Source organism: Variovorax raffinosi, from assembly GCF_051216615.1.
Lineage (GTDB): Bacteria > Pseudomonadota > Gammaproteobacteria > Burkholderiales > Burkholderiaceae_C > Variovorax.
The window spans coordinates 86,045-108,080 of sequence record NZ_JBPJZR010000002.1; the positions used below are offsets into that span (position 1 = coordinate 86,045).

Annotated in this window: 19 protein-coding genes and 1 pseudogene; 8 read left to right on the forward strand and 12 right to left on the reverse strand. The window is 65.1% G+C overall.

The features are described from left to right. Positions 1-114: 114 nt before the first annotated feature. The 3 genes from ACSFB7_RS06490 to ACSFB7_RS06500 all read left to right on the forward strand — a co-directional run bounded on the left by ACSFB7_RS06490 (position 115) and on the right by ACSFB7_RS06500 (position 1,474). Positions 115-531 carry a hypothetical protein gene (locus ACSFB7_RS06490; protein WP_435468242.1) on the forward strand — a complete coding sequence of 139 codons (417 nt, stop codon included), beginning with the start codon at positions 115-117 and terminating at the stop codon, positions 529-531. A 73-nt stretch (positions 532-604) separates the two neighbouring features. Beyond that, positions 605-1,036 (forward strand): hypothetical protein, encoded by a 432-nt coding sequence (locus ACSFB7_RS06495; RefSeq protein ID WP_435468244.1) that lies wholly within the window; start codon positions 605-607, stop codon positions 1,034-1,036. 174 nt (positions 1,037-1,210) lie between these two features. Beyond that, positions 1,211-1,474: a hypothetical protein gene (locus ACSFB7_RS06500; protein WP_435468246.1), complete on the forward strand. Its 264-nt coding sequence runs from the start codon at positions 1,211-1,213 to the stop codon at positions 1,472-1,474. 16 nt (positions 1,475-1,490) lie between these two features. Here ACSFB7_RS06500 and ACSFB7_RS06505 read toward each other — a convergent pair whose 3' ends face one another. Further along, a complete protein-coding gene (locus tag ACSFB7_RS06505) occupies positions 1,491-2,270 on the reverse strand; it encodes an SDR family NAD(P)-dependent oxidoreductase (protein ID WP_435468248.1) in 780 nt (259 codons plus the stop codon). Positions 2,271-2,389: 119 nt separating this feature from the next. Here ACSFB7_RS06505 and ACSFB7_RS06510 point away from each other — a divergent pair. Beyond that, positions 2,390-3,253: pseudogene (locus ACSFB7_RS06510) on the forward strand (LysR family transcriptional regulator); the annotation flags it as partial. 49 nt (positions 3,254-3,302) lie between these two features. On the opposite strand, the gene ACSFB7_RS06515 reads toward ACSFB7_RS06510, so the two are convergent. From ACSFB7_RS06515 to ACSFB7_RS06560, 10 genes are all read right to left on the reverse strand, one after another. Next, positions 3,303-4,220 carry a dihydrodipicolinate synthase family protein gene (locus tag ACSFB7_RS06515; RefSeq protein WP_435468250.1) on the reverse strand — a complete coding sequence of 306 codons (918 nt, stop codon included), beginning with the start codon at positions 4,218-4,220 and terminating at the stop codon, positions 3,303-3,305. Between the two features lie 19 nt (positions 4,221-4,239). Next, positions 4,240-5,988: an IlvD/Edd family dehydratase gene (locus tag ACSFB7_RS06520; protein WP_435468252.1), complete on the reverse strand. Its 1,749-nt coding sequence runs from the start codon at positions 5,986-5,988 to the stop codon at positions 4,240-4,242. A 32-nt stretch (positions 5,989-6,020) separates the two neighbouring features. Beyond that, on the reverse strand, positions 6,021-7,049 hold the full coding sequence (gene yjfF / locus ACSFB7_RS06525; protein WP_435468254.1) for a galactofuranose ABC transporter, permease protein YjfF: 1,029 nt from the start codon (positions 7,047-7,049) through the stop codon (positions 6,021-6,023). After that, positions 7,046-8,080: an ABC transporter permease gene (locus ACSFB7_RS06530; protein ID WP_435468256.1), complete on the reverse strand. Its 1,035-nt coding sequence runs from the start codon at positions 8,078-8,080 to the stop codon at positions 7,046-7,048. The genes yjfF and ACSFB7_RS06530 overlap by 4 nt, the downstream gene beginning before the upstream one ends. A 145-nt stretch (positions 8,081-8,225) precedes the next feature. Continuing rightward, positions 8,226-9,746: a sugar ABC transporter ATP-binding protein gene (locus tag ACSFB7_RS06535; protein WP_435468258.1), complete on the reverse strand. Its 1,521-nt coding sequence runs from the start codon at positions 9,744-9,746 to the stop codon at positions 8,226-8,228. A 12-nt stretch (positions 9,747-9,758) separates the two neighbouring features. Then, positions 9,759-10,970 carry a multiple monosaccharide ABC transporter permease gene (gene mmsB / locus ACSFB7_RS06540; RefSeq protein ID WP_435468260.1) on the reverse strand — a complete coding sequence of 404 codons (1,212 nt, stop codon included), beginning with the start codon at positions 10,968-10,970 and terminating at the stop codon, positions 9,759-9,761. Further along, the gene (mmsA, locus tag ACSFB7_RS06545) at positions 10,957-12,483 is read right to left on the reverse strand and encodes a multiple monosaccharide ABC transporter ATP-binding protein (protein WP_435469931.1); all 1,527 of its coding nucleotides are present in this window, start codon (positions 12,481-12,483) and stop codon (positions 10,957-10,959) included. The genes mmsB and mmsA overlap by 14 nt, the downstream gene beginning before the upstream one ends. 29 nt (positions 12,484-12,512) lie before the next feature. Continuing rightward, positions 12,513-13,583, reverse strand: coding sequence for a multiple monosaccharide ABC transporter substrate-binding protein (chvE, locus tag ACSFB7_RS06550; protein WP_435468262.1), 1,071 nt, complete (start codon positions 13,581-13,583; stop codon positions 12,513-12,515). A 12-nt stretch (positions 13,584-13,595) separates the two neighbouring features. Then, on the reverse strand, positions 13,596-14,561 hold the full coding sequence (locus tag ACSFB7_RS06555) for an ABC transporter substrate-binding protein (RefSeq protein ID WP_435468264.1): 966 nt from the start codon (positions 14,559-14,561) through the stop codon (positions 13,596-13,598). Positions 14,562-14,634: 73 nt separating this feature from the next. After that, the gene (locus ACSFB7_RS06560; RefSeq protein WP_435468266.1) at positions 14,635-16,089 is read right to left on the reverse strand and encodes an aldehyde dehydrogenase family protein; all 1,455 of its coding nucleotides are present in this window, start codon (positions 16,087-16,089) and stop codon (positions 14,635-14,637) included. A 155-nt stretch (positions 16,090-16,244) separates the two neighbouring features. Here ACSFB7_RS06560 and ACSFB7_RS06565 point away from each other — a divergent pair, with 155 nt between their 5' ends. From ACSFB7_RS06565 to ACSFB7_RS06575, 3 genes are all read left to right on the forward strand, one after another. Then, entirely contained in the window at positions 16,245-17,204 is a 960-nt protein-coding gene (locus ACSFB7_RS06565; RefSeq protein WP_435468268.1) for a LysR family transcriptional regulator, read from the forward strand. Positions 17,205-17,336: 132 nt separating this feature from the next. Beyond that, positions 17,337-19,052, forward strand: coding sequence for a type VI secretion system Vgr family protein (locus tag ACSFB7_RS06570; protein ID WP_435468270.1), 1,716 nt, complete (start codon positions 17,337-17,339; stop codon positions 19,050-19,052). Further along, positions 19,049-20,125, forward strand: coding sequence for an Imm71 family immunity protein (locus tag ACSFB7_RS06575; protein WP_435468272.1), 1,077 nt, complete (start codon positions 19,049-19,051; stop codon positions 20,123-20,125). The genes ACSFB7_RS06570 and ACSFB7_RS06575 overlap by 4 nt, the downstream gene beginning before the upstream one ends. A 49-nt stretch (positions 20,126-20,174) precedes the next feature. Here ACSFB7_RS06575 and ACSFB7_RS06580 read toward each other — a convergent pair whose 3' ends face one another. Further along, positions 20,175-20,948: an SDR family NAD(P)-dependent oxidoreductase gene (locus tag ACSFB7_RS06580; protein WP_435468274.1), complete on the reverse strand. Its 774-nt coding sequence runs from the start codon at positions 20,946-20,948 to the stop codon at positions 20,175-20,177. A gap of 139 nt (positions 20,949-21,087) precedes the next feature. On the opposite strand from ACSFB7_RS06580, the gene ACSFB7_RS06585 reads away from it, so the two are divergent. Beyond that, entirely contained in the window at positions 21,088-22,032 is a 945-nt protein-coding gene (locus ACSFB7_RS06585; RefSeq protein ID WP_435468276.1) for an SMP-30/gluconolactonase/LRE family protein, read from the forward strand. Positions 22,033-22,036: the final 4 nt, after the last annotated feature.

Sequence of the window (22,036 nt, forward strand, 5' to 3'; positions counted from 1 at the left end):
CGCCCGCTCTTTCTGTGCGGCTGTCCCACAGGCCCACCGGCCCCGCTGGCATCACACTGTGACTCCGGTCGCGCACTTCTCCCACGGAGGGCGCGGCCCAACCAAGGAGTCCGCATGACAACAACAGTTCGTTCCGTCCTGTCCGCCGCAGCCCTCTTCGCGGCCGGCGGCTTTTTCGTCCTCGGCGCGCCCGTTGCCAGTGCCCAGGCAACGGCTTCCAGCAACGCCCGGGTGCAGAACGAACGCGCCACCTGCGACGGCGTGCAGCAAGACCGCGCTTCCTGCCTGCGCGAAGCCCGCGCGGCACGGCAGGAAGCGGGCCGCAACGGCCTCACCACCCCCAGCGCCGGCCGCGAGGACACGAACGCGCTCGCCCGCTGCCGTGAACAGCCCGCCGGCGACCAGGCCGGTTGCGAAGCACGCGTGAGGGGCGGCGCGCACACGACCATCGACGGCAGCGTGATGGGCGGCGGCGTGATCCGCGAAACCGTCACGCCCCTGCCGGCCCAGCCCGTGCAGCCGCCACGCTGAACTGAATGAACCCGCCCGAATCGGGCCTGTCCAACACATCCAGGTTTTTACCGGTCACTTCAAGGAGCCATCCATGACAAGCAATGCGCGCTCGATGATCTTCGCCCTGCTGGCCATCAGCGGGCTGGCGGCCAGCACCATCGCCTCGGCGGCCACGCCGCGGCGCGGGGAATCCGACAGCACCTACCAGCGGGAACTCGCGGTCTGCGGCCACAACCAGCAGGACCGTGCCGCCTGCATCCGCGAGGCCGGCGCCGCGCGACAGGCCGCGGCCCGTGGCGGCCTGACCAGCGCCCCCGACTACCGCGCCAATGCGCTGGCCCGCTGTGGCCTGCAGCCGCCGGCGGACCGCTCCGCCTGCGAGGCGCGCGTGCTCGGCAGCATGGGCAACACCGACAGCCGGGTCGAAGGCAGCGTGATGGGCGGCGGCGTGATCCGCGAATCGGTCACCACAACCATGGTGCCGGCCCCCGAAGAACGGCGGATGCCCGCCCCCATGCGCTGAATCCACCCGCCTGTCAGCCGAATCAGCCGCTGAAAAAACCACTGCACCGGGGTGCCGGGCAGTGGCCAAGGGAAAACCCGGAGCGATGGCCCCGATTGTCACGAGACTGTCACAAAACCCCAGACGGTGCTAGCTATAGTTCTCGGTCCCCCGCCAACTGAGGAACTCCTCCCCATGAATGCCATCAAGGTCGCTCGCCGATTCATAGAAACGGACCCGGCCAACGAATCGGCCAAAATCCTGGCCCAGCTCGTGTTGGCGCTCGAGTCCGAACGCAGCTTCGAGCTGGTCACGCTCTACAACCTCGACTACAAGAGCTTCCAGCTCGCCATGGACATCCTGAAAGAGTGGCGCCTGGACCGCTACTACGCCAGCAAGTCCAAGCTGTTCGACCTGTCGCTGCAGGTCAGCGAACTCGAAAAGACGCCCGAAGCCTGAGCTGAGGCTTGGGCGCTCAGACGAGCATCCCGCCCGACACCTCGATGCGCTGGGCATTCACCCAGCGATTGCCCTCCCCCAGCAAGCCCGCGATCGCCCCGCCGATGTCGTCGGGCTTGCCCGCGCGCCCCAGCGCGGTGAAGCCGGCGACCATCGCGTTCACCTGCGGGTTGTCGCGCACCATGCCGCCGCTGAAGTCGGTTTCTATCGCCCCCGGCGCGATCGTGTTCACCGCGATGCCGCGCGCGCCGAGTTCCTTGGCGAGGTAGCGCGTCAGCGTCTCCACCGCGCCCTTCATCGCCGCATAGGCGGAAGCACCTTCCATGGCGAAGCGCGTCAGCCCCGTCGACAGGTTGACGATGCGTCCGCCGTCGTTGATCAACGGCAGCAGCTTCTGCGTGAGGAAGTACGTGCCCTTGAAGTGGATGTTGTAGAGCATGTCGAACTGCGCTTCGCTCGTGTCCTCGAATTTCGCGTGAAAGCCCACGCCCGCGTTGTTCACCAGGAAGTCGAAGCGCTCGCGCTGCCATGTGGCCGCGAGCACAGCCTTTACTGAATCCGCGAACGCGGCAAAGGCCTTGCTGTCGCCCACGTCGAGTTGCAGCGCAACGGCGCGGCGGCCCTTCGCCTCGATCTCGGACACCACCGCCTGCGCGCTGGCTTCGTTCGACACGTAGGTCAGGATCACGTCGACGCCGTCGGCGGCGAGCGCCAGCGCGGTGCTGCGGCCCAGGCCCCGGCTGCCGCCGGTGATAAGCGCGATGCGGGATGGGTTGGATGTGCTGGAAGCGGTCATTTCAAAGTCCTCGGTGGTTGATCGGTGGATCGATGGGTGGACTTTAAGAATTACCGTCATCCAGATAAATCTCGCAAAACGCCGCGCACTGTTATTTGGAAAGATAACAATGGAGCGCCATGAACACCGATGAACTGCGCATCTTTTCCAGGGTCGCCGAACTCGCGAGCTTCAGCCGCGCCGCGGACCAGCTCGGCCTGACCCGCGCGCGCGTGTCAGTGGCCGTGCAGCAGCTCGAAGAACGGCTCGGCACGCGGCTGCTGCAGCGCACCACGCGCAGCGTGCGCCTGACCGAAGACGGCGAACGCTTTCTCGACCGCTGCAAGGACTACCTGGCCGAAGGCGAACAGCTCGCCACCATGTTCCGCACGCACGCCAGCGGCCTCACCGGACGGCTGCGCATCGACCTGCCCAACGTGGTGGCGCGCGACCTCGTCATTCCGCGCCTGCCCGAATTTCTCGCGCGGCATCCGGCACTCGAGATCGGCATCAGCACCACCGACCGCCGCGTCGACCTCGTGCACGAAGGCTTCGACTGCGTGCTGCGCGTGGGCATGCTCGGCGACTCGGACCTGGTGGCGCGGCCGCTGGGCGCCATGCAGATGGCCAACGCCGCGAGCCCCGACTATCTGCGCGCGCACGGCACGCCCCGCACGCTGGACGACCTCGCGCAGCACCGCGTCGTGCACTTCGCGCAGGCGCTTTCGTCCAACGCCGGCTGGGAATACCTGGATACCGCCGACGGCCTCTACAAGATGCATCCGGTGCGCGCCACCATCACGGTGAACGGGACCGAGGCCTACCAGGCGGCCGCGCTGGCCGGCCTGGGCCTGATCCAGGCGCCGGTCGCGGGCCTGGCGGCGAGCTTCGCCTCGGGCGCGCTCGTGCGCGTGATGCCGGAATTCGACGCACGCCCGATGCCGGTGTCGCTGCTGTACGCCAACCGCCGCCAGCTCGCGCCGCGCGTGCTGGCCGTGATGGACTGGCTGGGGGAGATCGTCGCGCCCTACTTCGTCGAGAAGGCCGGCAAGGCTAGCGGCCCCAGCGCAGCACCATCGGGTCGAGCCGCTTCGCCGTCTCGATCAGGCCCGCGCGCGTCTCGGGGTGCATCGCCGGCAGCGGATGCCGCGGTGCCTCGCAAGCGATCACGCCGCCCTCCTTCATGAGCGACTTGCAGGCCAGCAGGCCGGCCTGCCGGTTCTCGTAGTTGATGAGCGGCAGCCACTGCTGGTAGAGCGCGAAGGCCTTGTCGCGGTCGCCCGCGCGATGCGCCTCGATGATCGGTCGGATGCCGTCGGGGTAGCCGCCACCGGTCATCGAACCGGTCGCACCCGCATCGAGATCGGGCATCAGCGTGATGGCTTCTTCACCGTCCCACGGGCCTTCGATGGCATCGCCGCCCAGGCGGATCAGCTCGCGCAGCTTCGCAGCGGCGCCGGGCGTCTCGATCTTGAAGTACGCAACGTGCTCGATCTCCTTGGCCATGCGCGCAAGGAACGGCGCCGACAGCACCGTGCCGCTGGCCGGCGCGTCCTGGATCATGATGGGAATGCCCACCGCGTCCGACAGCCGCGCGTAGAACTCGTAGATCTGCGGCTCGGGCACGCGGAAGGTTGCGCCGTGGTACGGCGGCATCACCATCAGCATCGCCGCGCCCATGTCCTGCGCGCGGCGGCTGCGTTCGGCGCAGACCTTGGTGCTGTAGTGCGTGGTCGTCACGATCACCGGCACGCGGCCCTTCACGTGTTCGAGGATGCTTCGCGTCAACACCTCGCGTTCATCATCGGACAGCACGAACTGCTCGGAGAAATTCGCGAGGATGCACAGCCCATCGGAGCCCGCGTCGATCATGAAATCGACACAACGCTTCTGGCTCTCGATGTCGAGGGCGCCCTGTTCGGTGAAGGTGGTCGGCACCACCGGGAAGATGCCGCGGTATCTGGGGGTCATGGCTTCAGTGAATCAATCATCAGTGTGAATGGCGGGGAACGGCCGCGCCGCGGCAGCCGACGAGAAAGTCGAAGTCGCAGCCTTCGTCGGCCTGCAGCACGTGGTTGACGTAGAGCTTCTGGTAGCCACCGCCGCGCGTGCTCATCGGCTGCGCATCGTTCGCGCCCAGCGATGCCAGGCGTGACGCGAGTTCTTCATCGCTGATGTCCAGGTGCAGCCGCCCCGCATCGCAATCGAGCTCGATCCAGTCGCCGTCGCGCACCGCCGCGAGCGGCCCGCCATCGGCCGCCTCGGGCGCGACATGCAGCACCACCGTGCCATAGGCCGTGCCGCTCATGCGCGCATCCGAGATGCGCACCATGTCCTTCACGCCCTGGCGCAGCAGCTTCGGCGGCAACCCCATGTTGCCCACCTCGGCCATGCCGGGGTAGCCCTTGGGGCCGCAGTTCTTCAGCACCATCACCGAGCTGGCATCGATGTCGAGGTCTTCATCGACGATGCGTTCCTTGTAGTGCTCCAGGTTCTCGAACACCACCGCACGGCCACGGTGCTTGAGCAGCGCGGGCGTTGCCGCCGAAGGCTTGAGCACCGCGCCGCGCGGCGAGAGATTGCCGCGCAGGATGCGGATGCCGCCATCGGCGATCAGCGGGTTGTCCAGCGGGCGGATCACCTCGTCGTTCAGGCTCGGCGCCTCGCGCACGTTGTCCCAGATCGAATGGCCGTTGACGGTGAGCGCACCGGGGTGCGGCAGCAGGCCGTTCTCGCCGAGGCGGCGCAGCACGGCGGGCAATCCACCGGCGTAGTAGAACTCCTCCATCAGGAAGCGGCCCGAGGGCATCAGGTCGACGATGGTCGGCGTGTGGCTGCCGATGCGCGTCCAGTCTTCCAGCTCCAGCTCGACGCCGATGCGCCCCGCAATCGCCTTCAGGTGAATCACCGCGTTGGTCGATCCGCCGATGGCCGCGTTCACGCGAATGGCATTCTCGAAAGCCTCGCGCGTGAGGATCTTCGACAGCGTGAGCCCATCTTTCGCCATCTGCACCGCGCGCATGCCCGACATCTGCGCGAGCACATAGCGCCGCGCATCGACCGCAGGAATGGCCGCGTTGTGCGGCAATGAAGTGCCCAGCGCTTCGGCCATGCAGGCCATGGTCGAGGCCGTGCCCATGGTGTTGCAGGTGCCCGCCGAACGCGACATGCCGCCTTCGGCCGAGAGGAACTGGTGCAGATTGATCTCGCCCGCCTTCAGCGATTCGTGCAGTTGCCACACGGCCGTGCCCGATCCGATGTCCTTGCCGTCGAGCTTGCCGTTGAGCATCGGCCCGCCCGTGACCACGATGGCCGGGATGTCGCAGCTCGCGGCGCCCATCAACAGTGCCGGCGTGGTCTTGTCGCAGCCCGTGAGCAGCACCACCGCATCGACCGGGTTGCCACGGATCGCTTCTTCCACGTCCATGCTCGCGAGGTTGCGCGTGAGCATCGCGGTGGGCCGCAGGTTCGACTCGCCGTTGGAGAACACCGGGAACTCCACCGGAAAGCCGCCCGCCTCCGAGATGCCGCGCTTGACGTGCTCGGCGATCTTGCGAAAGTGCGCGTTGCACGGTGTCAGCTCCGACCAGGTGTTGCAGATGCCGACGATCGGCCGACCGTCGAACTCGTGGTCTGGAATGCCCTGGTTCTTCATCCAGCTTCGGTACATGAAGCCGTTCTTGTCGGCCGAGCCGAACCATTCGGTCGAGCGCAGTTTCTTCGGAGATATGTCCGGCATGCGAGGTGTCCTGGGAAAGAAAAGAGAGAAAGTCAGCGCCGGGGTGCGCGCGAAGTGAAGAAGCGCTGCAGCAGGCAGAACACGAACAGCAGCGCGCCGACCACGATGCGCGTCCACCACGAACTGAGCGTGCCGTCGAAGGAGATCAGCGTCTGGATGATCCCGAGCATCAGCACGCCGAACAGCGTGCCCGCCACATAGCCCACGCCGCCGGTGAGCAGCGTGCCGCCGATCACCACCGCCGCAATCGCATCGAGTTCCAGCCCCACCGCATGCAGGCCGTAGCCCGAGAGCATGTAGAAGGTGAAGATCACGCCCGCCAGCGCCGAGCAGAAGCCCGACAGCGTGTACACGCCGATCAACGTGCGGCGCACTGGCAGGCCCATCAGCATGGCCGATTGCTCGCTGCCGCCGATGGCATACACCGCGCGGCCGAAGGGCGTGCAGTGCGCGATGAACACCGCCGCGAGCAACACCACGACGGCGATCACCGCGCTGATCGAGACCGAAGCCTCGCCCCAGATCGGGATGCGGATCTGCGAGACCTCCGAGTAGAACTCGTTGGTGATGCTGATCGAGTCGATGCTGATGAGGTAGCAAAGCCCGCGCGCCAGGAACATGCCCGCCAGCGTGACGATGAAGGGCTGCAGCCGGAAGCGCTCGATCAGCAGCCCCATGAATGCGCCGAAGGCCGTGCCCATGAGCAGCACCAGCGGGATCACGATGACCGGGCTCCAGCCGTGCTTCTCGACCAACGAGGCGGACACCATGGTGGTCAGCGCAATCACCGAACCCACCGACAGGTCGATGCCGCCCGAGAGGATCACGAAGGTCATGCCCACGGCCACGACGATCAGGAAGGCGTTGTCGATCAGCAGGTTGAGGAACACCTGCGCCGAGAAGAAGCCGTCGTAGAACACCGAGCCCAGCGTGGCGACCAGTACGAACAGCGAGATCGTCGCCACCAGCGGCAGGTACTTCGGGTTGAGCCCTTTCTTGCCCCCTTTCCCGCGCGCGGGAGAAGTCTGGGCTGAGGGAGCCGTGTCCATCACCGCGCTCATGCCCGTCCCCCTTCATGCGCCGGCCGTTGCACCAGCGTGCGCACCTGCGCCCTGAACTCCGGCGACTGCAGCAGCATCACCGCGAACACCACGCCCGCCTTCACCACGAGGTTGATCTCCGGTGGCACGCCCAGCGAATAGATCGCATAGGTCAGGGTCTGGATGATGAGTGCACCGATCACGCTGCCCACGAGGCTGAAGCGTCCGCCGGTCAGCGCGGTGCCGCCCAGCGTGACCGCGAGGATCGCGTCGAGCTCGATCAGTTGCCCCGCGTTGTTGCCGTCCGCGCTCTTCACGTTGGAACTGATCAAGAGGCCCGCCACGCCCGCGCACGCGCCGCAGAAGGCATAGGCGCCCACAACCAGCCGCCGCGCCTGCACACCCGCCACGCGCGCTGCCGTCGGGTTGATGCCCACCGCCTGGATGAACAACCCAAGCGCGGTGCGTGTGATGGCCAGGTACAACAACACGAACACCGCCGCCACGATGAACAGCGAGAACGGCAGCCCCAGCAGATAGCCGCTACCGAGGAAGAAGAAGGGCTTGTAGTAGATCGTGATGATCTGCCCGTCCGCGATGAGCTGCGCAATGCCGCGCCCCGCCACCATGAGGATCAGCGTCGCGATGATCGGCTGCATGCCGACCTTGGCAACCAGCAGGCCGTTCCACAGGCCGCACACGAGCGCGATGGCAATGGCCGCAACGATGGCCAGCCACATCGGAAAGCGGCTCACGTCGCTTGCGACCGAGCCGCCGATCATCCATGCCGCGAGCGCTGCGGCAATCGCGACGACCGCGCCCACCGAGATGTCGATGCCACGCGTCGCGATCACCAGCGTCATGCCCAGCGATACCAGCACCAGTGGCGCCGCGCGGTTGAGGATGTCGATCAGGCTGCCGTAGAGATGGCCCTCGCGCCATTCGAGGTGCAGGAAGCTGGCGTTGAACGCGGTGTTGACCGCGAGCAGAAGCAGCAGCGTGATGAGTGGCCACGCGAGGCGATGGCGCATGAAAGACGAAAGGCGGTTCATGTGTGCTGCCTTGCTCCTTCCCCCTTTGGGGGAAGGCTGGGATGGGGGCAAGCGGCCTCGAATGCCGCGCGACGGTGGCGGCCGACTGCCCCCACCCCTGCCCTCCCCCAGAGGGGGAGGGAGAAACACAACGCGTCGCGAGAGTTCATGCGGCGGCAATCATTTCGTACACCTCATCCTCGGACGAACCACCCGGCAGCTCGCCCACCTTCTTCCGGTCGCGCAGCACCACGATGCGGTGCGCCACGCGCACCACTTCGCTCATTTCCGACGAGATGAAGATCACCGCCATGCCCGCCTTCGCGAGCCGCAGGATCTCTTCCATGATCTCCTGCTTGGCCGCCACGTCGATACCGCGCGTGGGCTCATCGAGAATCAGCAAACGCGGCTCGGTCGCGAGCCAACGCGCGATCATGGCTTTCTGCTGGTTGCCACCCGAGAGCAAGCCGATGGGGGTTTCAACGCTCGCCGTCTTGATGCCGAGCGACTTGACGAAGCGCTCGGCCATCTCGGTCTGCTCCGCATGCGACAGAAACCGCCGCGTACCCAGGCGCGCCTGCAAGGCGAGCGCGATGTTCTCGCGCACCGACAGCTCCGACACGACGCCATCGGTCTTGCGTTCCTCGGGGCACAACGCCAGCCCCTCCCGGATCGCATCCGCCGGGTTCGAGAAGCTCACCGTGCGGCCGTCCATCTTGAGCACGCCCCGGTCGGGCGACTCCAGCCCGAACAGCAGGCGCGCGAGTTCCGTGCGCCCCGCGCCCAGCAGGCCCGCGATGCCGACGACCTCGCCGGCGCGCACGCGCAAGTCGGTCGCCTGCAATTGCCCCGCCTGCCCCAATCCCTCTGCCTGCAGCAGGGCCGGCGCGGCTTCATCGAAAGCAGGCAATGCGGCGGGACGTGCCGACTGCGCTGCGAGTTCGCGCCCCAGCATCGCTGCGATCAGCGCCTGCGGTCCCAGATCGGCAGCGCGCCATTCGCCCACCCAGTTGCCATTGCGCAGCACGGTGATGCGGTCCGACACCGCGTACATCTGGTTGAGAAAGTGCGTCACGAAGACGATGGCCAGCCCTTCGCCACGCAAACGCCGCAGCACCTCGAACAGCTTTTCCACCTCGTCATCGTCCAGGCTCGACGTCGGCTCGTCGAGGATCAGCACCTTGGCCGACACACCGAGCGCGCGCGCGATCGCCACCATCTGCTGCACCGCCACCGAGTAGCTCGACAGCAGCCGCGTCACGTCGATGTCCAGCCCGATGCGCGCCAGCAGTTCGGCGGCGCGGCGGTTCACTTCGGCCCAGTCGATGCGAAAGCCCTGCGCCATGCCGCAGCGTGGATAGCGCCCGGCAAACACGTTCTCGGCCACCGAGAGGTTCGGGCACAGGTTCACCTCCTGGTAGACCGTGCTGATGCCCAGCTTCTGCGCCTCCAGCGGCGAGCCGGGGCGAATGGTCTTGCCGTCGAGATGCATCTCGCCACCGCTCGACGGCAGCACGCCCGTCAGCACCTTGATGAGCGTCGACTTGCCCGCGCCGTTCTGCCCCATCAGCGCATGGATCTCGCCGGGGTACAGCCTCAGTTGCACGTCGTTCAGCACCGGGATGCCGCCGAACTGCTTGTGGATGCCCTTGAGCTCCAGTACGGGCGAGAGAGTGTCGTCAGCCATGCGCAGCAGCCATCACTTGTTCTTGTTGTAGACGTCGATGAACACCGCCGCCAGCAGCACCAGCCCCTTGATGACCTGCTGGTAGTCGATGCCGATGCCCAGGATCGACATGCCGTTGTTCATCACGCCCATGATGAAGGCGCCGATCACCGCGCCCATCACGCGGCCCACGCCACCCGATGCCGAGGCGCCGCCGATGAAGCAGGCCGCGATCACGTCCAGCTCGAAACCCAGGCCCGCCTTGGGCGTGGCCGTGTTGAGCCGCGCCGCGAACACAAGGCCGGCCAACGCGGCCAGCGCGCCCATGTTCACGAAGGTCAGGAAGGCCAGCCGCTGCGTCTTCACGCCCGACAGCCGCGCCGCCTTCTCGTTGCCGCCCAGCGCATAGATGCGCCGGCCGATGGTGGTGCGGTTGGTGACGAAGTCGTACACCACGATCAGCACCGCCATCACGATCAGCACATTGGGCAGGCCCTTGTAGGTCGACAGCAGGTAGCTGAAGAACAGGATGACCGCGGCAAAGAACAGGTTCTTCACGAGGAAGAAGGCGTAGGGTTCGGTCTCCATGCCGTGCGCCGCGAGCTTGGCGCGCCCGCGCAGCTTGAAGAACACCAGCGCCGCGGCGGCCAGCACACCGACGACCAGCGAGGTGGTTCGTAGTGCCTCGCCGCCCAGCGGATCGGGAATGAAGCCCGAGCTGAGCCGCTGGAACTCCACCGGAAACGGCCCCACCGATTGCCCCGCCAGCAAGGCCAGCGTGAGTCCCTTGAACACCAGCATGCCCGCCAGCGTGACGATGAACGACGGTATCTTTCGGAACGCCACGAACCAGCCCTGCGCCGCGCCGATGAGCGCACCCGCCGCGATGCTCACGATGGCCGTCGGCACGAAATGCCATTCGTACTCGACCATCAGCACCGCCGCCAGCGCGCCGATGAAGCCGCAGACCGAGCCCACCGACAGGTCGATGTGGCCCGCCACGATCACCAGCAGCATGCCCAGCGCCATGATGACCACGTAGCTGTTCTGCAGCAGCAGGTTGGTCAGGTTCAGCGGCCGCAGCAGCGTGCCGTCGGTCAGCACCTGGAACAGCACCATGATCGCGACCAGCGAGATCAGCATGCCGTATTCGCGCAGGTTGTTCTTCAGGAAGCCCGCGTGCAGCTTCGGCCCCTCCGCCACCGGCACGACGGTCTTCACGGCATTGACTTCAGGCTGCGACATGGACCGTGCTCCCTGCGCTCACGATGGCGTGCATGATGCGTTCCTGCGAAGCTTCGGCGGCGGTGAACTCGGCCACGAAGCGGCCCTCGTTCATCACGTAGATGCGGTCGCACATGCCGAGCAGTTCCGGCAGTTCCGAAGAGATCATGAGAATGCCTTTGCCCTCGCTCGCGAGCTGGTCGATGATGGTGTAGATCTCATATTTGGCGCCCACGTCGATGCCGCGCGTGGGCTCGTCAAGAATCAATAATTCGGGTTTGGTAAAAAGCCACTTGCTCAACACCACCTTCTGCTGGTTGCCTCCCGAGAGGTTGACCACCAGTTGCTCGACGCCCGAGCAGCGGATGTTGAGCGCCTTGCGGTAGTCATTGGCCACCTTGAACTCGCGGCCGTTGTCGATCACCGTACGCTCGGAAATCGCATCGAGATTCGCCAGGCTGATGTTCTTTCGGATGTCTTCCTCCAGCACCAGCCCCAGGCCCTTGCGGTCTTCCGTCACGTAGGCGATGCCGTGGTCGATGGCCTTGCGCACGGTGCTCACGTCCACTGGCTGGCCGTGCATCAGCACCGTGCCGCTGATGCGCTGGCCGTAGGAGCGGCCGAAGACGCTCATGGCCAGCTCGGTGCGGCCCGCGCCCATGAGGCCGGCAATGCCGACGATCTCGCCCTGGCGCACGTTCAGGCTCACGCCCTTGATCTGTTCGCGGTCGGCATGCAGCGCGTGGTGCACATGCCAGTCGCGCACCTCGAACACCATCTCGCCGATCTTCGGCGTGCGCTGCGGGTAGCGGTGTTCCATGTCCCGCCCGACCATGCCGCGGATGATGCGGTCTTCGCTGATCGGCTGCGTGCGGCAGTCCATGGTCTCGACCGTGGCGCCGTCGCGCAGCACGGTGACCGAGTCGGCCACCTTGGCGATCTCGTTGAGCTTGTGCGAGATGAGGATCGACGCGATGCCCTGGCGCTTGAGTTCGAGCAACAGCATCAGCAGCGCGTCGCTGTCGTTCTCGTTGAGGCTGGCGGTGGGCTCGTCGAGGATCAAGAGCTTCACCTCTTTCGCCAGCGCCTTGGCGATCTCCACCAGTTGCTGCTTGCCCACGCCCAGGTCGGTCACGAGCGTTGTGGGCAACTCCTTCAGCCCCACCTTGGCGAGCAGTTCGCGCGTCTTCGCATACGCGGCGAACCAGTCGATCACGCCGCCGCTGGCGATCTCGTTGCCCAGAAACAGGTTCTCGGCAATCGACAGCAGCGGCACCAACGCCAGCTCCTGGTGGATGATGATGATGCCGAGCTTCTCGCTGTCGGCAATGCCTTTGAAGCGCCGCACCTCGCCCTCGAAGTGGATCTCGCCGGTGTACGAGTCGCACGGGTAGACGCCGCTCAGCACCTTCATGAGCGTCGACTTGCCCGCGCCGTTCTCGCCCACCACCGCGTGGATCTCCCCGGCACGCACCGCCAGGTTGACGTTGCTCAGCGCCTTCACGCCGGGAAACGTCTTGGTGATGCCCCGCATCTCGAGGATGGTGCGTTCGCCTTCCACGCTCACTTGACCTGGCTTTCCTTGTAGTAGCCGCTGTCGATCAGCACCACTTTCCAGTTCGAGGCGTCCACGCTCACCGGCTTGAGCAGGTAGGAGGGCACGACCTTGATGCCGTTGTTGTAGGTCTTGGTGTCGTTCACCTCGGGCGTCTTGCCCGAGAGCATGGCGTCGACCATGGCCACCGTCACCTTGGCCAGCTCGCGCGTGTCCTTGAACACGGTGGAGGTCTGCTCCTTGCGCAGGATCGACTTGACCGACGGCACCTCGGCGTCCTGCCCCGACACGATGGGCATCGGCTGCGAGGCCGAGCCGTAGCCCACGCCCTTGAGCGACGAGAGGATGCCGATGGACAGGCCGTCGTAGGGCGACAGCACCGCATCCACGCGGTCCTTGGTGTAGTAGGCCGACAGCAGGTTGTCCATGCGCGCCTGCGCCACCGCGCCGTCCCAGCGCAGCGTGCCGACCTTGTCCATGCCCATCTGCTTGCTGCGCACCACCAGCTTGCCGCTCTTGATGTACGGATCGAACACCGACATCGCGCCGTTGTAGAAGAAGAAGGCGTTGTTGTCGTCGGGCGAGCCGCCGAACAGCTCGATGTTGAACGGGCCCTTGCCGCTCTTCAGGCCCAGTGCCGTTTCGATCGACTGCGCCTGCAGCACCCCGACCTGGAAGTTGTCGAAGGTGGCGTAGTAGTCGACGTTCTTCGAGCCCTTGATGAGCCGGTCGTACGCGATGACCTTCACGCCCTTGTCGGCAGCCTTTTGCAGCACATCGGACAGCGTGGTGCCGTCGATGGCCGCGATGACGAGAACCTTCGAGCCCTTGGTCACCATGTTCTCGATCTGCGCGAGCTGGTTCGGAATGTCGTCGTCGGCGTACTGCAGGTCGGTCTTGTAGCCCTTGTCCTTGAAGTACTTGACCATGTTGGCGCCGTCGGCGATCCAGCGCGCCGACGACTTGGTGGGCATCGAGATCGCGATCGGGCCCTTGTCCTGTGCGTTGGCCAACGGCGTGAAGCCAACGACGGCCAGCGCGATGCCTGCCAGCGATGCTTTGAGGAAGTTGCGTTTCATGGATGTGGGCTCTCAGTACTTGCGATTGGGGAATTCTTTGGCTGCGACTTCCATCGGGAAGATGCCTTCCACAGTCACGATGCGCTTGGGCAGCGTCTTGCCGTCCTTGATGTCCTTCACCGCCTGCATGAGCTGCGGCCCCAGCAGCGGGCTGCATTCCACCGACACGTTGAGCTTGCCGGCGATCATGGCTTCGAAGGCACCCTTCACCCCGTCGATGGAGATGATGGTGATGTCCTTCGCCGGCTTCAGACCTGCTTCTTCGATCGCCTGGATGGCGCCGATGGCCATGTCGTCGTTGTGCGCGAACAGCACGTTGATCTTCTTGCCGTCGGCCTTCAGGAAGGCTTCCATCACCTCCTTGCCCTTGGCGCGCGTGAAGTCGCCGGTCTGCGAGCGGATGATCTTGAACTTCGGGTCGGCCTTGATGATTTCCTCGAAGCCCTTCTTGCGGTCGATGGCCGGTGCCGAGCCCACGGTGCCCTGCAGCTCGACGATGTTCACGTCGCCCTTCTGGTCCTTCATCTTCTCGACCAGCCACCGGCCGGCCTTGCGGCCCTCTTCGATGAAGTCCGAGCCCATGAAGGTCACGTAGAGCGAGTCGTCCTTGGTGCTCACGGAACGGTCGGTCAGCACCACCGGGATCTTGGCGGCCTTGGCTTCGCGCAGCACCGTCTCCCAGCCCGACTCGACCACGGGCGAGAAGGCGATCACGTCGACCTTCTGCGCAATGTAGGAGCGGATGGCCTTGATCTGGTTCTCTTGCTTTTGCTGCGCGTCGGAGAACTTCAGCTCGATGCCGGCGTCCTTGGCCGACGACTTGATCGACTCGGTGTTGGCGGTGCGCCATTCGCTCTCGGCGCCCACCTGTGCGAAGCCCAGCACGAGCTTCTTCTGCGCGAAGACGGACACGGGCAGCATGCTGCCCAGGGCTGCGGCGGCGAGCGCGGTGTGGAGGGTGCGGCGATTCATGGTCATGGGATGTCTCCTTCTTGATGTCACGAGGACTTTGCTGTTGGCTGTTGGTGTGGTGAAACGAAACCCCGTCCGGTCAGGCCAGCATGTAGCCGGTCTTCACCGTCGTGTAGAACTCCGCGGCGTGGCGCCCTTGTTCGCGCGGCCCGTAGCCCGACCCCTTGCGGCCGCCGAAGGGCACGTGGAAGTCCACCCCCGCGGTCGGCAGATTGACCATCGTCATGCCGACCACGGCATGCCGCCTGAAATGCATCGCGTGCTTGAGCGAGTTGGTGCACAGGCCCGCGCACAGGCCGAAGGGCGTGTCGTTGCACAGCGCCAGCGCTTCGTCGTAGTCGTCGGCGCGCAGCACGCAGGCCAGCGGGCCGAAGATTTCCTCGCGCGCGATGCGGTGCTCGGGCTTGGCCAGAAAGAGCGCGGGGCTCATGTAGTGGCCCGTGGTGGCGCGTGCCAGCGCTTCGCCGCCCCACACATGCTCGGCGCCTTCTTCGCGCGCGACCTCGACCCAGGCGAGGTTCTGCGCCAGCCGTTCTTCATCGACCACCGGGCCGATGTCGACGCCGCGCTCCAGTGCATGGCCGATCTTCAGTGTCTTCAGGCGCTGGCGCAGCCTGGCCACGAAGGCGTCGTGCACGGCAGCCTCGACGATGAGCCGGCTCGACGCGGTGCAGCGCTGGCCGTTGGAAAAGTAGGCGCCCTGCACCGCGCAATCGACAGCGCGGTCGAGGTCGGCATCGGCCAGCACCACCAGCGCGTTCTTGCCGCCCATCTCCAGTTGCACCTTGGCGCGGCGCGTGGCGGCGGCCTGCAGGATGCGCTCGCCATTCGCGGCCGAGCCGGTGAAGCTCAGCGCATCGACCAGTGCGCTGTCGACCAGCGCCTGCCCTGCTTCGCGTCCGCTGCCCATCACGAGGTTGAACACACCGGCGGGCAAGGTCGCGCGGCTGATGATGTCCGTGAGCGCCCAGCTGCAGGCCGGTACCAGCTCGGCCGGCTTGAAGACCACGCTGTTGCCATGCGCGAGCGCCGCCGCGATCTTGGACGCCGGCACCGCGAAGGGCGTGTTCCACGGCGTGACGAGGCCCACCACGCCGACCGGCTCGCGCGTCACATCGACCTGCACGCCGGCGCGCACCGAGGCCACGTTCTCGCCACCACCGCCGCGCAAGGCCTCGCCGGCGAAGAACTTGAAGATCTGGCCCGCGCGCGCCGCCTCGGCCACGGCTTCGGGCAGCGTCTTGCCGACTTCGCGCGCCAGCAGCAGGCCCAGCTCGTCCTTGCGGGCCAGCAGTTCGGCGCCGATGCGGTCGAGCACGTCGGCGCGCCGCTGCGGCGTGCTGTGGCTCCAGTGCGGAAAGGCTTCGGTGGCGGCGCGAATCGCGGTCTCGACCTGGCGGCGGTCGGCGCGTGCGTATTCGGCGACGACCTCGGTGGTGTCCGACGGATTGGTGCTCACACCGGTGGTCGCGCTGGTTTCCCAGCGGCCGTTGATGTACTGCCGCACGTTCTGATGGATCTCGCCATGAATCACCGGGCGCCGACCTTGTCTGTTGTATGTGGGGTGCGGGCAGTCTAGGAACAGAATCGATATCGATCCAATCGTTTTTTAGACAAAATGCATATCGATCGCCGGATTCTGGAAAACCCGATCAGCCCTTGGTTTCCAAAAACAAGAGAAGAAGAGCCATGACCAACTACAACCACTGGTTCATCCGCGCCCGCCTGAAAACCCGTCAATTGCTGCTGCTCGTGGCGCTGGCCGAGGAAGGCAACATCCACCGCGCGGCGCAGGTGCTCAACATGACGCAGCCGGCTGCCTCCAAGCTGCTGAAAGACCTGGAGGACGTGCTGGAGGTGTCGCTGTTCGACCGTCTGCCGCGCGGCATGCGGCCCACCTGGTACGGCGAAACCATGATCCGCCACGCCCGCGTGGCGCTGGCCAGCCTGAACCAGGCGCACGACGAACTCACCGCGCTCAAGGCCGGCCGCTTCGGCCAGGTGAGCGTGGGCGCCATCACCGCGCCCGGCCTCACGCTGATGCCGCCCGCGGTGGCGATGGTCAAGCGCGAGCAGCCCGACCTGCGCGTGTCGCTGGAGATCGAAACCAGCCCGGTGCTGATCGAGCGGCTCGAACAGGGCAAGCTCGACATCCTGGTGGCGCGGCTGTTCGCCGAGCACGACAAGTCGCAACTGCGCTACGAGGCGCTGAGCGAAGAGCCGGTGTGCGCGCTGGTGCGCCCCGGCCATCCGCTGCTCGGCGTGAGCGGGCTCACGCTGCGCGATGTGGTGAGCGCCGGCTGGATCGTGCCGCCCGCCGGCAGCGTGCTGCGGCATCGCTTCGAGCTGATGTTCCAGGAAGAAGGGCTGGCGCCGCCGACCAACACCATCGAAAGCTCGGCCCTGCTGTTCATCACGCGCATGCTGCAACAGAGCGACATGGTCGCCGTGCTGGCGACCGACGTGGCGCGCTACTACGCATCGCACGGCATCGTGTCGCTGCTGCCGCTGGACATGCCCTGCCACATGGACGCCTTCGGCATCATCACGCGCACTGATCGGCTGCTGTCGCCGGCGGCGAAGGTGATGATGAAGGCGCTGAAGACGGCGAGCATGAGCGTCTACGGACGCAAGCTGGACATGAGCTGAACGGGCCATGCCGCTTTTTCACGCTTTTCGATAGTTTGTTGGCCACCTCTGCGTGAGGTGACCATTGTTTGCAGTGTCCGCACGGCATTGCGTCAAGACTGCGGCGACCTCTTGCTGTCACACAGGTCGCCGATGTCGAATGCCTCGCGCACACTCTCAGTTCGTTCCCCCGCGATCCCTCTTGTTCTTGGACTGCCCGCACTGGAGCCCGTGCGGTTGTCAGGGCACGAAGGGCTCGACAGCCTCTTTGCCTACGAGCTTCTTCTCAAGACCCCTGATGCGTTGAACCTCGGCGCCTCGGGTGCTGCGGACTTCGACCTCGATGGGTTCATCGGCCGGGAGATCGCTTGCTCGATCGAACTCGATGACGGCTCTGCCCGCCAGATCAACGCCCTGATCACCGATGCCGGCATGTGGGGCGAGGAAGGGCGGCATGTCCAGTACAAGCTCACGCTGCGCCCCTGGCTGCACCTGGCCACCCTGCGCACCGACTGCAGGATCTTCCAGAACAAGACAGTGGTCGAGGTCCTCGATGAACTGCTGGCCGGCTATGCCTTTCCCGTCGACAAGCGCCTGTTCGAGACCTACCCGGTGCGCGACTACCAGACCCAGTTCAACGAGAGCGACTTCCAGTTCTTCGAGCGCCTGTGCCAGGAGTGGGGCATCAGCTACCACTTCGAACACTCGGAGGGCAAGCACCGGCTGGTCCTGTGCGATGCCATGGGTGCCTATCGGCCGCAAGACAGTGCGATCTACCGTGAAGTCGAGTACCACGCGCCCGGCTGGAAGCTCGATGCCGAGTACATCCACAGCTTCGTGCCCTCCCATCGCCTGACCAGTGGCCGCTACGCGACGAAGGATTACGACTACACACGCATCGGCAATGCCGTTCAATTCATCGCCAAGAACATGAGCGCGGTGCTGCCTGCAGCAGTTTTGGCACACCTGAGGGCGCTCCCGTCCAAGCTCGAGGTTCTGCGGCCACTGGGTGCGCACAAACTCGTGCAAGCCATCAAGGATCTGAACGAGTTGCTCAATCGGTTGCGCCAGCACCTGATTGACGGGACGTGGGCCAATATCACCGTTGGCACGAGCGGCACCCGAGTGATGACTGAGGAGGCTCGATTGGCAGAGTTGGCTCGGGATATGGGAGCGAGCTTGGGGCATACGGCTGCGAGCGAAGCGCACTACGTGCACAAGGACCACTGGACAGATTTGCGGGATCCAAAATTTGATCGCGGCCCTCCGATTCCTACTTTTAGTGTCAAAGCCTCGATCGAAGCCATCACACAGAGGCCCGGCGCCGTCATGGTCCGTGTTGTCGACACCGCTGAGTTGGGAAAGCCTTGGACTATTCCGGGCCGCTTCTGGACCACACACCTCCCCTCCAACGGCACAGCGTGGCGCACCCAATGTGCAGTCAAGCACAAGTGGAGCAAAAACGGAAGTTATGTCGAGATGAAGGTCCCCACAGCACAAGAAATGCGTGACCTTGGAATTTCCGTCCCGCTCGACTGGGAAGGCATGCGAGTTTGGCGTGGGCGAATTGCAGAGCAATTGGATAACGAAGGAACTTCGGCAGAAGCCACCATGCGAATTTTCCCCGGAGGAGACATTCAGTTTTTCGTGGATTTCGATCACGCATACAACGCGCCGATTCGTGAATGGATCAGCAAGAAAATTCGTGCCACACGCACGCACTGGGTAGACGTGTGGCTGCCCAATCAAAAGCAAGCGCAGGCTCTGATGCTGGCCGAGCGCGAGCGCTCGGCCAAGATTCGGCTTGAGGGCTATGCACTGCGCGGAACTGCCATCACAGGAAAGCAAGCAAACGAGGAGCCCCAATGACAATGCTCTCACCGAAGACCATGACGCCTGAACAGGAAGCGGAGTCACGCGCCAAGGCGTTTCATCTACTTAAGAAATGGACCAGCCTGACTTTCATCAATCAGGCAGTCGGGCTGTATCGCTTGTTCTTGGATGCGTATGAAAAGCAGTTGGACACGCCGTGGCCCAACCAGAAGTGGTTGGAAGAAACATACATCCATACCTTCCTGCCTCGCCTTGTCGAGTTGGAGCAGGGCATCAATGCGCTAAGGACGGGAACTGGCAAAGAAGGTGCGTACAGAGCCATCGTTGCAGCAAGCGAGGAGTTCCCTCTTTTCGGCAGAGGTGCCGAGGAATGGGGATTGGATTTCGATCCATTTTTCATCGCCCTGGGCATCCTCAGACCTACGAGTCGAAATCCAAAGCCGGAGACCGGATTTGTCAAATCATGCTGGGAAGCCAACCTACGCATCAAGGCGCTCAAATGCACCTCGAACTTTAGCTTCATGTACCGACTGAATTTCGGGGTGCGTGCGGACGGAGGCAATCGAGTTTTCACGCACTGGACTTACGAGTCCCTGTTCCAGGAACCACCTTCACCAGGCTGGTCCAATTGGCCGCCAGGCCGCACCTTTCCAGCAGTATTGCCTCCTTGCCCGCCCAAGAATGAATCCAATGAAGGCCAGATCATCAGTGGCGAGAAAATCCTGCTGGATGGCATCTATGAACCCTGGTTCTTCATCGGTGGCGTCGGCTGCCCCAACTACTTCCTTGAGGGCCAAACGGCCCATCAGTACCAGCCTGAAGGCACGAACGAACTCGTACCCGTGCGCTGGCGCCTGCTATGGGAAGACCGCCGCTATCTCGACGGAACAGTGCCGGCAGAAGAAGCGCACTACAACATCGCAACTTCTGCAGAGCAACACCCTCCTGCGGCGCTGACAGCCTTCGCCGGTGACCCCTGCCCCCAGACTGGCAACTGGCAAGCCCCTCGCCTGAACAACCGCATCGAGCACATCGAGCGCGGCCAGCCCATGCCCGGTCCGGCGAGCACGCAGAGTGGCTCTGTCGTTTGGTATTTGCAGAAGGAATGATGAGGCGGCCTGCAGCAGGCAGGCGCGGACAGTCCCGCACGCTAATTAGTTACGTCCAACCCGCGTCCACCGTGAACTCTTGCGCCGTGCACATCTTCGCGTCATCCGACGCAAGAAACAGCACCATGCGCGCGATGTCTTCCGGCATCAGCTTGTCGGGCAGGCACTGGTTGCGCTTGAGCGCCTGCTCGCCTTCGTCGTCGAGCCACAGCTTCACTTGCCGCTCGGTCATCACCCAGCCGGGCGACACGGTGTTGATGCGGATGCGGTCCTTGCCTAGGTCCACCGCGAGCCCGCGCGTGAGCCCGTTGACCGACGACTTGGCAATCGCGTAGCAGGGGTAGCCCGAGCCCTTGGTCTGCCAGCCCGTGGAGCCCAGGTTGACCACCGAGCCGAAGCCGAGGCGCCGCATGCCCGGCACCACCGACTGGATCGCGAACAGCGCGGGCCGCTCGTTGATGGCCATGCGGTTGTCGTAGTAATCGGGCGTGACCGATTCGAGCGTGTGGCGGTCGTCGCTTGCCACGTTGTTGACCAGCACCGCGAAGTCGCCGAGTTCGGCGGCCGCATCGGCAATGGCCGCCTGCAGCGACGCGATGTCGCGCACGTCGCAGGCGCGCCACCACGGCGCCGCATGGCCGGCCTCGACGATCTGCCGTGCGAGCGCCGCGCTGGCGCCCTCGGCAATATCGACAAAGGCCACGCGCGCGCCCTGCGCCGCAAATGCGGCGACGATGGCCGCGCCGATGCCGCTGCCGCCACCGGTGACGAACACCGTGCGGCCCTGCAGGCTGGGATGGATCGAGAGCTTCGGGGGATTCACAGAACGTCTCCAGGAAGAAAGAAGGTCGGCATATGACATTGCAATATGAATATCAATTGATGCCGTATTGTTTGATTTCCATTATCAATATGCCTTGATACGATCCGCCGCGTCAAGAAGACAAGACAAGGAAAGAACAATGAACAGACAAGAGACAAGCCCCCTTCCCCCGCTTCCAGTGCCGGTTGTCGAGGGCGCGCCTGAATGCATCTGGGCCGCAGGCGCCAACCTCGGCGAGGGCACGCTCTGGTCGCAGCGCGAGCAGGCGCTGTACTGGATCGACATCCTCACGCCGCGCCTGTTCTGGTTCCGGCCCGCCGACGGCGCGCGGCGCGCCTGGCAGTTCGATGAAGAGATCACCGCGATCTCCGAGCGCGCGAATGCGCCGGGCCTCGTCCTCACGCTGCGCCGTGGTTTCGCGCTCTTCGACACCACGCAGTTGCCCGGTGCCGGCGCCAGGCCGCGCTACCTGCACCAGCCCGAATCCGAGCGCACCGGCAACCGCTTCAACGACGGCAAGTGCGACGCCCGCGGCCGCTTCTGGGCCGGCAGCATGGACTTCGATTGCAAGGCGCCCACCGGCGCGCTCTACCGCTACGACGCCGACGGCCGCTGCACGCGGCACGACGACGGCTTCGAGGTGACCAACGGGCCGACGTGGTCGGCCGACGGCCGCACCATGTACTTCAACAACACGGTGCTCAACAACCTCTACGCCTACGACTTCGACATGGACGCGGGCACCGTCTCGAACAGGCGCGTGTGGCATCGCTTTCCCAAGGGCGACGGCCTGCCCGACGGCATGACCACCGATGCGGCCGGCCGCCTGTGGATCGCGCACTGGGACGGTTCGTGCGTGACCTGCCACGACCCGGTGAGCGCGGCCGAACTCTGCCGCATTCCGCTGCCCGCGAGCAACGTCACCGACTGCGCCTTCGGTGGCGCCGACATGCGCACGCTCTACATCACCACCGCGCGCAACAGCCTCACGGCCGAACAGCAAGAGGCCGAACCGCTGGCAGGTGGGCTCTTCGCGGTGCGCATCGGCAGCCCCGGCGTGCCCGCCGCGCTGTTCGCCGGCTAGGGAT